Origin of the sequence: Micromonospora sp. NPDC020750, from assembly GCF_044334565.1 — a bacterium.
Classification (GTDB): domain Bacteria; phylum Actinomycetota; class Actinomycetes; order Mycobacteriales; family Micromonosporaceae; genus Micromonospora.
This window is the reverse complement of sequence record NZ_JBIRTH010000002.1, coordinates 821919-834504: the sequence shown is the minus strand read 5'-3', so window position 1 is coordinate 834504 and position 12586 is coordinate 821919. Positions and strand designations below refer to the sequence as shown.

10 protein-coding genes and 1 tRNA gene are annotated in these 12586 nt (G+C 71.7%); 8 read left to right on the top strand and 3 right to left on the bottom strand.

What is annotated here, in order from left to right:
• Positions 1–89 precede the first annotated feature (89 nt).
• The 4 genes from ACH4T9_RS09110 to ACH4T9_RS09095 all read left to right on the top strand — a co-directional run bounded on the left by ACH4T9_RS09110 (position 90) and on the right by ACH4T9_RS09095 (position 2696).
• Positions 90–902, top strand: a complete 813-nt coding sequence (locus tag ACH4T9_RS09110; RefSeq protein WP_396670091.1) for a DUF3105 domain-containing protein — start codon at positions 90–92, stop codon at positions 900–902.
• Between the two features lie 25 nt (positions 903–927).
• Positions 928–1593 (top strand): DUF305 domain-containing protein, encoded by a 666-nt coding sequence (locus ACH4T9_RS09105; protein WP_396670092.1) that lies wholly within the window; start codon positions 928–930, stop codon positions 1591–1593.
• Between the two features lie 200 nt (positions 1594–1793).
• The gene (locus ACH4T9_RS09100; RefSeq protein ID WP_350884639.1) at positions 1794–2486 is read left to right on the top strand and encodes a winged helix-turn-helix domain-containing protein; all 693 of its coding nucleotides are present in this window, start codon (positions 1794–1796) and stop codon (positions 2484–2486) included.
• Between the two features lie 138 nt (positions 2487–2624).
• Positions 2625–2696 (top strand) — tRNA-Arg (locus ACH4T9_RS09095).
• Between the two features lie 613 nt (positions 2697–3309).
• Here the strand turns inward: ACH4T9_RS09095 and ACH4T9_RS09090 are convergent.
• Positions 3310–3915 (bottom strand): RICIN domain-containing protein, encoded by a 606-nt coding sequence (locus ACH4T9_RS09090; RefSeq protein ID WP_396686819.1) that lies wholly within the window; start codon positions 3913–3915, stop codon positions 3310–3312.
• Positions 3916–4665: 750 nt separating this feature from the next.
• Here ACH4T9_RS09090 and ACH4T9_RS09085 point away from each other — a divergent pair.
• The gene (locus tag ACH4T9_RS09085; protein WP_396686818.1) at positions 4666–6861 is read left to right on the top strand and encodes a PQQ-binding-like beta-propeller repeat protein; all 2196 of its coding nucleotides are present in this window, start codon (positions 4666–4668) and stop codon (positions 6859–6861) included.
• 178 nt (positions 6862–7039) lie between these two features.
• Here ACH4T9_RS09085 and ACH4T9_RS09080 read toward each other — a convergent pair whose 3' ends face one another.
• A complete protein-coding gene (locus ACH4T9_RS09080) occupies positions 7040–7834 on the bottom strand; it encodes an isocitrate lyase/phosphoenolpyruvate mutase family protein (RefSeq protein ID WP_396670095.1) in 795 nt (264 codons plus the stop codon).
• 226 nt (positions 7835–8060) lie between these two features.
• On the opposite strand from ACH4T9_RS09080, the gene ACH4T9_RS09075 reads away from it, so the two are divergent.
• Both ACH4T9_RS09075 and ACH4T9_RS09070 read left to right on the top strand, forming a co-directional pair.
• On the top strand, positions 8061–8606 hold the full coding sequence (locus ACH4T9_RS09075) for a TetR/AcrR family transcriptional regulator (RefSeq protein ID WP_396670096.1): 546 nt from the start codon (positions 8061–8063) through the stop codon (positions 8604–8606).
• Between the two features lie 44 nt (positions 8607–8650).
• Entirely contained in the window at positions 8651–10855 is a 2205-nt protein-coding gene (locus tag ACH4T9_RS09070; RefSeq protein ID WP_396670097.1) for an MMPL family transporter, read from the top strand.
• Positions 10856–10914: 59 nt separating this feature from the next.
• Here ACH4T9_RS09070 and ACH4T9_RS09065 read toward each other — a convergent pair whose 3' ends face one another.
• Positions 10915–12171, bottom strand: coding sequence for an erythromycin esterase family protein (locus ACH4T9_RS09065; protein ID WP_396670098.1), 1257 nt, complete (start codon positions 12169–12171; stop codon positions 10915–10917).
• A gap of 115 nt (positions 12172–12286) precedes the next feature.
• On the opposite strand from ACH4T9_RS09065, the gene ACH4T9_RS09060 reads away from it, so the two are divergent.
• Complete coding sequence (locus ACH4T9_RS09060) at positions 12287–12478, top strand: DUF2795 domain-containing protein (protein ID WP_396670099.1); 192 nt, start codon at positions 12287–12289, stop codon at positions 12476–12478.
• Positions 12479–12586: the final 108 nt, after the last annotated feature.

Below are 12586 nucleotides of genomic sequence, written 5' to 3'. Positions count from 1 at the left end.
ATCGGGGGTAGACTCGGGCACTCGGCGGCGACCCTGCGCGTGATATCCGGCCCGCCACCCACCCTGACCGACCGACCTGACGAGGCACGATGAGCATCAGCACCCCGGGCGGCCCAGAGCGCCGTCCGACCGTGGTCACCACCGGCAAGAAGCCGGCGGCGGGCCGGCCCGCGTCCGGCGCCAAGCCCGGGGCCGGCAAGTCGACGGGCGACAGCCCACGCCCCATGGCGGGAGGCAAAGGCAAGGGCCCCCGCAAGCCGATCGCCCCGGTGAAGGTCAGCCAGGGCCGGTCCTGGGGGCCGATCGCGCTGTTCGTCGCGGTCGGCGTGCTCGCCGTGTCGATCATCGGCTACGGCGCATGGGCCTCGTTCGAGGGCTCGAAGTCGTGGGAGAAGCGGGCCGACGACATCAGCGGCATCGTCAACTTCCGCGACAAGGACCCGGAGCTGGTGAAGGGCAGCAACCACCAGCAGGGCTCACTCAAGTACGCGCAGTCCCCGCCGGTGGCCGGCCCGCACAACGCGTCCTGGCAGAACTGCATGGGCGACGTCTACGACGCGCCGATCGCCAACGAGCACGCGGTGCACAGCCTTGAGCACGGCGCGGTGTGGATCACCTACCGCCCCGACCTGCCCGCCGACCAGGTGGCGAAGCTCAAGGACAAGGTCGCGGGCAAGGAAAAGATGATGCTCAGCCCGTACGAGGGCCAGGACAAGCCGATCTCCCTCCAGACCTGGGGATACCAGCTCAAGGTCGACAAGGCCGACGACAGCCGGCTCGACGATTTCATCAAGACGCTGCGGGTGAACGCCTCGATCGAGGGTCCGACCGCCAACTGCGCCCAGGGCATCACCGCCACCGGCACCACGCCGCGTGACGGCAACCAGATGCCCACCCAGTGATCCGGACAGCGAGGACGGAAACCCGATGACCGCACCCGCGACGACGAACCGCGACCTGGCGGGCGGCCCGGTGGACGACGCCGGCCGGCCGGCCGGGGGCCGGTTCGGCGTCCTGGTGGTCGCCGCCGCCGTCGTGGTCGGCCTCCTCCTCGGGTACGCGGGCGGCCTGCTCACGCCGAAGCTCACCCGCCCGGGTGACGCCTCGGCGGAGGCGGGCTTCGCCCGGGACATGACCAGCCACCACGCCCAGGCGGTGGAGATGGGGCTGATCGCGTTCCGGCAGGGCACCGACCCCGAGGTGGTCAGCATCGGCGGCGACATCGCCACCGGCCAGCAGGGCGAGATCGGCACCATGCAGACGTGGCTGCGCTCCTGGGGCCTCGACCCGACCGGGTCGCAGCCCCGGATGGCGTGGATGCCGGACGGCGAGGCGGCGGTTCGCGACGGGCTGATGCCGGGGATGGCCACCCCGGAGGAACTGGCGAGGCTGCGCGCCGCCCAGGGCCGGGAGCTGGATGTCCTGTTCCTGGAACTGATGATCGACCATCACACCGGCGGCGTCCACATGATCGACGGCATCCTCGACGTGAGCGACGAGTCCGACGTGGTGCGTACCGCCCGGACCATGAAGAACACCCAGCAGACGGACCTCACCAACCTCAGGGCCGCCCTCGCCCGGCTCAAGGGCTGAGGGGTCCTGACGACCCCGGAAGGCCCGCGCCCCGTCCATCCGGCGGTCGGCGCGGGCCTTCCGTCTGCCACCGGCACCCGCACCCCGACGACCGCATGTCCGATTGGCCACTTTGGGGCGTGAAGCCCTATTGCTGCGCTTGATGGACTTTTCTACCCACATATCGTGACCAGTTGCGATTCGGGCTCGTTGCGCAGGACGTGGGGGTTGCACTCAGAGACGCAGGGCGCTCGGTCACCAGCTGGTGCCGGCGCCACACCATCGGCGGTGACGGAACGGTGGCAGCCGTCCGTCGCGGACAGCGGCAGGGCGAGCCGGGAACGCTCAGCCGCGAACAGGAGCTGGAACTGATCGACGTCCTGCGGGGCGTCCACCCCGACGAGTTCGGCCTGGACGAGGAGCTGTGGACGCGGCAGAGCCTCACCACGCTCATCCAGCGCCGCTTCGACCCGGCGATGGACGTCGGCGCCGTCGGGGCGTACCTGCGGGCCTGGGGGTTGGGGCCGCGCGAGCCGCGCGAGCGCGCCTGCGGCCTCTGCGTCAGCGCGGTCGAGCGCTGGGTGCGCCTGGAGTACCCGGCGATCACCCGGGCCGCCCAGGAGCACCTGGCCGAGGTCTACTGGCTCGGCCGGGTACGGCTGCGCGGGACGATGCCGGCGGCCGACGTGGTCTCCGCCGTCTCGTCCCGGGGCCGGGTCCGGTTCATGGTGACCACCCCGTCGGTCGACCCGCCGCTGCCCCGGGACTTCGTGCTGCGGCTCAGCGGGGCCGAGGAGCGGCCCGTGCACCTCATCGTCGACGGCTCCTGGCCGAGGAACGAGTGGCCGCGCCGGCTGCCCCGGCGGATCGCGCTGCGCCCGCTGCCGAGCTGCGGACGCGCGGTCGCGGCCTGAAGCCGCAGGCGGCCCCGGCGGTGCGGTGCCAACGCAGCCCCCGTCAGGACCGGCGCCGCCTCCGTCGACACGAAGTCGCTCACCGGGTACCGATTCGGCGATCGGCGGGGCCATTTGCTAGTCTTCTCCAGTCGCTGAGCCCCCGTAGCTCAGGGGATAGAGCACCGCCCTCCGGAGGCGGTGGCGCAGGTTCGAATCCTGCCGGGGGCACACTTGCCAGAAAATATCCGACCAGCACAAAAGGCCGCCGACCAGGGCAACCCTGGTCAGCGGCCTTCATCGTGTGTCCGGCCGTCAACGGCCCCTGGCGGGTGTCTGTGCCGAAGTGGTGCCGAAGTTCCGGCGCGGGTCAGTCGCGACTACCCGACCCGTTCGGCTGCCTGGATCGGCGGGACCGGCGCCCACTGGCGCACAAGCACCCGCAGCGGGGGCAACAGCGGCGAGTGCGTCGCGGTCGCCGGCAACCGGACAGTCGCCGCCGCCGGCTCGCAAAACCCGCTCCGGCACCGGCCACACCAGCAGGTTCGCCACGAAGCAAGGACAGGACCGGCCCCACCTCACCTTCGCCACCACCGCCTTGGTCCACCTTTGTACGGGCCAACAAGACGACGCGCCGAGGGCCGCCCCACATCGACAGTGCCCCCGGTTCATCGGCCGGAGGCACTGTCGTCGAGGCTGGCGTGGTCCACAGAATCCTTCAAACAACAAGGGGGTCGGGATCTATCCCTCGATCCTCTCCAGCGACCACACCGAGCCGATTACGAAACTCGATGGCGGGGTTATCGCCGGATGGCCACTTTAGCGGCAGCACTCACACCATCTACTAGACGTATTTCCACAAAGCAAGATCTATCGCCGGAGACGCAGACGGCGAAGGCGAAGGCGCTGGCGAAGGCGACGAAGCTGCTCCCGGGCACGTTTTCAGGATGACGATCGCTCCGGCCGACGGGTTTTCCCCGTAGATAGTGAGACACCAGGGGCCACCTGCCAAGTTGCTCAAGAGCCTTCCGTCGTTGTTAAGGGTCCATTGTTGATTCTGCAAGCCATGGCACCCCCAGTTGACGACGGAAACTCCGTCGGCGGCTGTACCGCCGTAGACGTCGACGCATCTGGTGTTGTCGGCTTGGCTCACAAGAGTGCTACTTTCACCGGCAATTGTCCACAAGTTATTTTCGACTGCAGGGTCGCATGGCATGACGACCAACGGGGCGCCATCGTACGCGTTACCGTTATAGAGCGTCAGGCACATATTGGTGTCTGGGTTCTGCAGCTGATGGTAGCTAGCCTGGATAGTTGTCCTGCCGTTCGGATCGGCAATGTCCGGTTGCGCCGTCGCTCCGGCGGTTGGCCACACCAGCAGGCTCACGGCGAGAATAACCGCCCCAAACCCTGCTGCGAAGACGCGGCTGCCGCGGTGGGAGTGAATCATGCATTCATCCATTCGTAGAGGTAAATGTCTTCCGCAAGTATCCAAGCGGGAGCGAGGGGTTGCAATAGCTGGTCGGATGTTGTCGTCCTCAATCCTGCGCAATCGGGCACGATCAAACGCTTGCGTGCGCGTTCAGTACGCCGGCACGAAACGATCATCACTCAAACGAGGACGCAGACGCCGGGCTCGATCCACTGGTGCGGCAGTGAGGTGATCTCAACAAGGATTGCAGCGCCGATCGGGATGACACTCAGATAACGCTCATAACGGCCAGGGCTGGGGTGTAGGCGTGGAGCCATCGTTAGACAGGTCCTTACGACAGAATCCAGTCTTCGAAGAGGCCTCCACGTGATCGGCCTGTTCCGCCAGGCTCGACGTCCCCAGGGAACCCGCACAGCACGTGGCGCGGCTGCTTCGCGCCGAGCGGTCGGCACCCGATCGAGGACACGAGCGTTGACCTGCTCTTGCGTGACCCTCCCGGCCCACTCCTCCGCCATCACAACGCGAGGCAGCCGCGCGCGGCCGGCGACGCTGTCCTCACCAGTGGCGACGACGCCCTGGTAGCGATTGCAAGGAATCAACCACCCGTCCAGCCAGGTTGACGATTTCCTGCGAAATCGCCGGGAATCTGCTGGAGAACCGTTGGTCAGGCGGTTGGGGCCGTGCCAAACTCCGCGGCATTCCAAGCGAGCCCGCCGGAAGGAACAGACCATGCCATCGTTGCCAGCTCAGGACCATGCCCGTCTCTCGATGGACCGACGCCGGTTGCTCGGCCTGGGCGTCGGCGCGGTCACCGCGGCGGCCACCGGCGCGGTGGTCGGCGGGTCGCCCGCGGCGGCCGGCTCGCCCGTGCACGGCGGGCCGGGCGGGCAGTGGTCGTCGGGGTTCGCCCTGCTGGGCGACACGCAGATCGACGTGGATCTTCCTGAGCGGACCGAGGGGGTGCGCTGGGTGTACCAGCAGATCGCCGCGGCGAACGCGCCGATCGTCTGCCACGTCGGAGACCTCGTCGAACATGGCTCGGTGGCCGAGTACGACACCTATCTGGGCACCATCCCGGCGGCGCTGCGGCCCCGGATCCGGCACGTCCCGGGCAACCACGACTGGCGGTGGGACAGCACTGCCGGCGAGCGGTACGGATCGCTGTTCGGGCCGAAGCGGTACTCGTTCGACTTCGACGGCCTGCACTTCGTGGCGCTGGACCCGAGCCACCTGCTCCAGGAGCCGGGCGGGTTCGGCGGGTCCGGCATCGAGTGGCTGACCCGCGACCTGGACAAGGTCGCGCCCGGGGTGCCGATCGTGCTGCTGTGCCACTTCCCGTTCGGCGGCGACAACTACTACGTCTCCGACCAGGAGCGGCTGCTGAAGCTGCTCGACCGCTACAACGTGCGGGCCATGTTCGCCGGGCACGTGCACGAGGAGCAGGTACAGCGGTTCAACGGGGTGACCCAGCTGGCGGTCGACGACACCCGTGGCGCGCCCATCTACTACTGGGTGCAGCGCGCGGTCGGGGCCGACGGCCCGGTGCTGAAGGTGGCGGCCGTGCGGCGGGCCGCCGACGGCAGTGCCGAGTCCCGGCCGGTGCTGGACATTCCGCTCGCCGGCCCGCGGATCGCCGCGGAGCAGCGGCCCCAGGCTGTCTCGCTCGACCCGGCCGGCGCCGCGCTGGCCGTGTCGGTACGGCTCTCCCCGCACGTTCGGGCCGCCAACGTCCAGGCCAAACTCTACCCGCAGCACACCTACGGGCTCAAGGACGCCGGACCCTGGCGGAATCTCTCCCCCGACTCCGCCGGCCGCCGCTACACCGGCGGCCTGGACATCACCGCGCTGCCGCCCGGCGAGCACCGGATGACCGTACGGGTCACCGACCCCGACGGCGCCTGGCACGAGCAGACCCGCGCCTTCGCTCTCCCCGACGCCGGCCGGCGACTGCGTTGGAGCGAGCAGCTCGGCGCACCGGTGCAGGCCGGCCTGGCCGCCCGGGACGAACTGCTGGTCGCCGCGACCACCGGCGGGACCGTCATCGGCGCCCGACCCACCCGCCGCGGGCTGCAGCGACGCTGGCAGACCCGGATCGGCCCGGTGCACGGCCGGCCGGCGTTCGCCCCCGACGGCAGGACCGTCTACGTCCCCTCCGACGACCACCGCCTCTACGCCCTCGACCCGGCCACCGGCCGCCGCCGGTTCGCCCACGACGCCGGTGCCCCGGTGCTCGGCAGCCCGCTGGTGACCACGGTCGACGGCCGCACCCTGGTCGTCCTCTCCGCCGGCCAGACCCGGCAGGCCCTCGACGCGCGTTCGGGCGAGACGGTGTGGAACGTGGCGGGACAGGGCATGTTCGCCGGGCGCGCGGCCAGCGACGGTGCCCGGGTGTACGCCGGTGCCGGGGACGGAAACGTCTACGCCCACGACGCCCGAACCGGCGCCGCCCTGTGGTCGTTCTCCACCACCACCCGCGCCACCGCCTACAGCCGCCTCATCTACGGCCCGTGGGCGGACACCCTGGAGGTACTTTCCAACGGCCTGCTCCTGGTGTCCACCGTGACCAACGCGTTCGCGCTCGACCCCGCCACCGGCGAGCCCCGCTGGTCGATGGCCGGCTCCTACATCTACGCACCCAAACTGCTGCTCGACAACGGCGACGTGCTCATGTTCGACGACGGCGGTCGCACCGCCTCCCGGGTGGACCCGGTCACCGGCCAGGCCCGGTGGACCACCGGCCTCGGCGCCCGGCCGGTCAACACCGGCGCGGCGATCCACGGCAACGTCGCGTGGACCCCGACCACCACCGGCCTGCTGGTCGGCCTCGACCTCACCACCGGGGCGGTCCGGACCCGGCTCCAGCTCACCACCACCGCGTACTGCTACAGCCCGCCGGTCGTCATCGGTGACATGCTCCTCGTCGGCGACCAGGACGGCCTGCTGCACGGCATCGCCGTGGGCTGACCACCCGGTGGCGCGCCGCCCCGTCCGACACGAGCGTCAGGCGGCCGGCGCGCCACACGGCCGGCCGCGACCCACCCGTGCTCGGCACCCGGCCGCGCCACGCCGGTCCGCCCCGCCGGTCAACGGGGGCCGGCGGGGCGGGCGGCAAAACCGGGACGCGGGCGTCGACAAGGCGCCCCTACGCCGAAGGCGGGGCGTACGGGTTCTTGCCGGCCCGGACCGCGTCGAGCAGCGCGGCGGTCCGCGCCTTGACCGCCGCGTACGGGCCGGCGCCGTAGCTGACCCGGGCCGCCCCGAGCCGGGCCAACTCCGCCAGGCTCGGGGCGTCGGGCCTGAAGACCAGGTTCACCGGGGCGTCCGCGCCGGCCACGAACTCCGCGATCTGCTCCGGGTCGGTCAGGAAGATCGGGTAGACGCAGTCCGCCCCGGCGGCCCGGTAGCGCCGGGCCCGGTGGACCGCCTCGGCGGTACGCCCGGCCGGATCGCCGGCCTCACGCAGGTACAGGTCGATCCGGGCGTTGAGCACCAGCGGCACCCCGGCCGCGTCGGCTGCGGCCCGGACGGCGGCGAGCAGGTCGGCCTGCTCCTCGGCGTCGTACAGCGCCCCGGTGCGCGGGTCGGAGTCCTCCAGGTTGCAGCCGACCACGCCTGCGGCGAGCATCCGCTCGACCAGCTCGGCCGGGCTCAGACCGTACCCCCGCTCCAGGTCGGCGGTGACCGGGACCGGCACGGCGCGGGCGATCCGGGCGACGGCGGCGAACATCTCGTCGACCGGGGTGGCCTCGCCGTCGGCGTACCCGAGGGACTCGGCGACCGCGGCGCTGCTGGTGGCGACGACGGGGAAGCCGGCCGCGGCGACGGCCCGGGCGGACCCGGCGTCCCAGGCGTTGGGCAGGACCAGCGGGTCGCCGGGCTTGTGCAGGGCACGCAACGCGTCCGCCCGCTCGGCGAGAGTCGATGAGTTTTCGGTCATCACCGCATCATGGCAGCTATCGGGGCGACGGCTGTTCTCCGAAAGAGCCGTGTCTCGTCGCCCGCGCCGACCCGGATCCGATCCGGCATCGGTGTCGGCTGGTGACGAACGGGTACAGGGAACCCCGGAACGGCGGGCTGTGGCGAACGCCACCCGACTTCTCTGACCGATCGGTCAGGCCCCTGACCGATCGGTCAGGCATGCTGGTGGGCGGGAGGTGGCCGACATGGCTCGGGTGGTACCGGAGACGCACGCCGAGATTCTCGCCGCAGCGGCGCGGAGGTTCGCCGTGACCGGATACAAGGGCACCTCGTTGCAGGACATCGCCCGCGAGGTGGGCGTCTCCAAGGCCACCGTGCTCTACCACTTCGCCAACAAGGAGGCCCTGCTCAGCGAGCTGATGGCCCCGGCGATCACGGCGCTGCACGAGCTGGACGACCGGTTCGCCGGGCTGACCGGCCCGGATGCCCAGCGGGTCGCCGGCGAGGGCTTCGTGAACCTCGCGGTGCGCTTCCGGCGGCAGATCGCGCTGCTCCGCGGGGAGTTCCCCGAGCTGCTCCAGCAGCCGGAGTTCGCGTACGTGCACCAATTCTCCGAGCGGCTGATCGCGGCGCTCGCCGGCCACTCGACGCGCCCGGCGGCCCGGATCGCGGCGCTGGTCGTCCTCGCCGGGATCGCCGAGACGTGCGGCGAGTTCGGCGACGTCGCCGACGACGAGCTGCGCGACGCCCTGCTCGGCCTGGTCCGGCGGGCACTGGCCCCTCCCGACTGACTCCACCACCGTCCAGTTCACCAACGATCGAGGACAAGAATCTGATGGCGACCCTGTTGTACCGGCTCGGCCGGGCCTCGCTGCGCCGCCGACGGCTCGTCGCCGTCGTCTGGCTCGTCGTGCTCGTCGGCCTCGGCCTCGCCGCGGCGACGCTGCGCGGCCCGACGGCGAGCAACTTCACCATGCCCGGCACCGAGTCGCAGCAGGCGATCGACCTGCTCAGCGAGCGGTTCCCGGAGGCCAGCGGGGCCACCGGCACCATCGCCCTGAAGGCTCCGGCGGACGGCCAGCTCGCCACGCCCGAGGGGCAGGCCCTGGTCAAGCAGGTGACCCAGGAGGCGGCCACCCTGCCCGGAGTGGTCGGCGCGGTCGACCCGTACCAGGCCCAGGCGATCTCCCCGGACGGCCGGTACGCGCTGATCCAGGTGCAGTTCGCCGGCCGCGCGGACGACGTCACCGACGACCAGCGCGACGCGTACGAGAAGGTGGGCGCGCAGGCCGAGGCGCAGGGCTGGCAGGTCGCCCCGGGCGGCGAGGTGCTGAACGCCGAGCCGGAGATCGGCTCGACCGAGGCGCTGGGCGTCCTGGTGGCGGCGGTCGTCCTGGTCATCACGTTCGGCTCGCTGGTCGCGGCCGGGATGACCATGCTCAACGCGCTGATCGGCGTCGGCGTCGGCATGGCCGGCCTGTTCGCGCTCAGCGGCGCCATCGAGCTGACCAGCACCGCACCGATCCTGGCCCTGATGCTCGGCCTGGCGGTCGGCATCGACTACTCGCTGTTCATCACCTCCCGATATCGGCAGAACCTGCTGGAAGGGCTGTCCGCCGAGGAGGCCGTCGGCCGGGCGGTCGGCACCGCGGGCTCGGCGGTGGTCTTCGCCGGTGCCACGGTGGTCATCGCGCTGGCCGGCCTCGCGGTGGTGCAGATCCCGTTCCTGACCGTGATGGGCCTGGCCGCCGCCGGCACGGTGACCATCGCCGTGCTGGTCGCGATCACCCTCGCCCCGGCCCTGCTCGGCTTCGCCGGCACCCGGGTGCTCCCCCGCAAGCTGCGCAAGGCCGAGGCGGCCGCCGGGGCCGGGCCGGCCAGCACCCCCGAGGCGGCTGCCGCGGCCGAGGACCGGTCCGGCTTCGGCTTCCGCTGGGCACGCCTCGTCACCCGGCTGCGCGTACCGGTGATCCTGGTCGCCCTGCTCGGCCTGGGCCTGCTCGCGCTGCCCGCCCCCGACATGCGGCTGGCCCTGCCGGACGCCAGCACGGCTGCGACCGGCTCGCCGGCCCGGGTGAACAGCGACCTGATCCGGGAGGGCTTCGGGCCCGGCTTCACCGGCCGCCTCGCGCTCGTCGTCACCTCCGACTCGCGGGAGGCGACGGCCGCCGCCGCACCGCAGGTCGCCCAGCTCGTCCAGCAGACGGACGGGGTGCTCGCGGTGGCCCCGCCGCAGACCGACCCGACCGGGCGGACCGCGCTGCTCGGGGTCATCCCCAAGAGCGGCCCGACCGACAAGGCCACCGAGAACCTGGTGCACGACATCCGCCGGCAGGTCTCCGGCGTCAGCGGCGCGGATGTGCTGCTGACCGGCGTGACCGCGATCGGCATCGACGTGTCGGAGAAGCTCTCCGACGCGCTGCCGGTCTACCTGGTGCTCGTCGTCGGCCTGTCGATCCTGCTGCTGATGCTGGTGTTCCGGTCGATCCTGGTGCCGGTCAAGGCCGCCCTGGGCTTCCTGCTCACGGTCGCCGCGACGTTCGGCATCACCGTCGCGATCTTCCAGCAGGGGCACCTGGCCGACCTGGTCGGCCTGGACACCCCGAGCCCGCTGGTCAGCTTCCTGCCGATCCTGCTCATCGGCATCCTGTTCGGGCTGGCCATGGACTACGAGGTCTTCCTGGTCTCCCGGATGCGGGAGGACTTCGTGCACGGCGACACCGCGCAGCAGGCCACCGTCAACGGCATGGGGCACGGCGCCCGGGTCGTCACGGCCGCCGCGCTGATCATGATGGCGGTGTTCGGCGGCTTCGTCTTCCTCGACGACCCGATCATCAAGTCGATGGGCTTCGCGCTGGCCATCGGCGTGGCCATCGACGCCTTCGTGGTCCGGATGACCATCGTCCCGGCGGTGATGTCGCTGCTCGGCAAGGCGGCCTGGTGGATCCCCCGCTGGCTCGACCGGCTGCTGCCCAACGTGGACATCGAGGGCGAAGGGCTGCGCGCCCACCTCGCCGAGAAGAAGCCGGCCGACGCCTGACCGGTCCGGCCCCGGGGCCCCGCACCGCCGCTGACCCGGCGGGGCGGGGCCCGTCCGGCTCAGACCCCGGCAGGGTACGTCTCCATCTCCCCGAACGCGGTGAGCGCGGGCAGCGGGTGCAGCGCGGTGGTGTCGTCGCACCAGACGAAGGCGTCGTAGCGCTCGCCCAGCCGGGTCGGCACGTAGTTGCCCCAAGACTCGAAGGTCGGGTCGTAGACGACGCCGATCGCCCGGTGGTCGTGCTCCTCGGTGACCCAACCGGGCTGGTCCGGGCCGCCGAAGACCAGCACCGCGCGCTCCGGCATCAGCTCGTGCAGCCGCCGCTCGACCGAACCGGGCCGGGCCGGCGGCACCACCATCGCCTCGGCGGGCGACCCCCACCGGGGAGCCGCCACCGCCGTCCCCCGGTAGCTGCCGAAGCCGACCAGCACCACGTCGTCCGCCCCGTGCCGCTCCCGGGCCAACTGGCCGATGTTGACCAGCCCGTCGGCGGCCATGCCGGTGGCCCGGGCGTCGCCGACGTGGGTGTTGTGCGCCCAGACGACACCCCGGGCGTCCGGGCCGTGGAAGTCCAGCAGCCGGTCCAGGGTGTCCGCCATGTGGATGTCCCGCACGTTCCACGACTCCGGGCCGCCCGCCACCATCGCCCGGTAGTAGCGTTCCGCGCCGGCCACCACCTCCGCGTTCTGCCAGGCCGAGAAGCGGTCCGGGCCGTCCGAGGCGGCCCGTTCCCGGGTACGCGCCAGCAGCTTGATCACCTCCTCCTCGCAGCGGGCCGAGACGAACCGGCTCGCCGCGCCGTACTCCTCGACCCGCCGCCCGTACGGCTCGAAGCACCGGTACGCCTCCTGCGCGGCCTCCAACGAGGTCGGGTCCTCCTCGCCCAGGTAGTCGAAGATCGCCTGCATGGACTCCCAGAGGCTGTAGACGTCCAGGCCGTGGAAGCCGGCCCGCCGTTGCACCGGCTGCTCCAGGTTCCACGCCCGCAGCCAGCGGCAGAACCGGGCCACCTCGGCGTTGGCCCACATCCACGTCGGCCAGCGCTCGAAACGTTCCAGGGCGACCTGCGGGTCGGCGAGGCCGTTCGGGGCGGCCGTGACCGACCGGTGCACCCGCTCGCAGTCGGGCCAGTCCCCCTCCACGGCGACGAAGGAGAAGCCCCGCTCGGCGATGAGCCGCCGGGTGAGCTGCTCGCGTAGCCGGTAGTAGTCGTGGGTGCCGTGCGTCGCCTCGCCGATCATCACGATCCGGGCGTCCCGGATCCGCTCCAGCAACGGATCGAAGTCGCTCGGCGCGCCGAGCCGCTGTACCAGCATGTCCGCGGCTACCCGACCCCGTTCGGGGCAAACCGACCGCCGCCGGGCTCCCGCCCCCCGCGAACGACGCGGACCACCCGGGCATGTCCGGCGGTGCGGCGGGTAGTGAGCTGGTATGACGGTCAGCGGGACGGAGTTGCAGGAGTACCTGGCCGGGCTCGACTACCCGGTCTCCCGGGAGGACCTGGTCCGCTGGGGGCAGGAGAACGGCGCCAGCACGGAGGTGTTGCAGATGCTCCACGCACTGCCGGCTGAGGGGTTCGCCTCTCCCACCGAGCTGAGCGAGGCGCTGGGCACCCTCGCCTGACAGGGTGCCGTGACACCGGCTGCGCTACTCGGACTCGCGGTCGGGCCACCCGCAACGGGCCGGCGTACTGACGCCGGCGCGACGTCCACGGGCGGGGGCGGGAGCCCG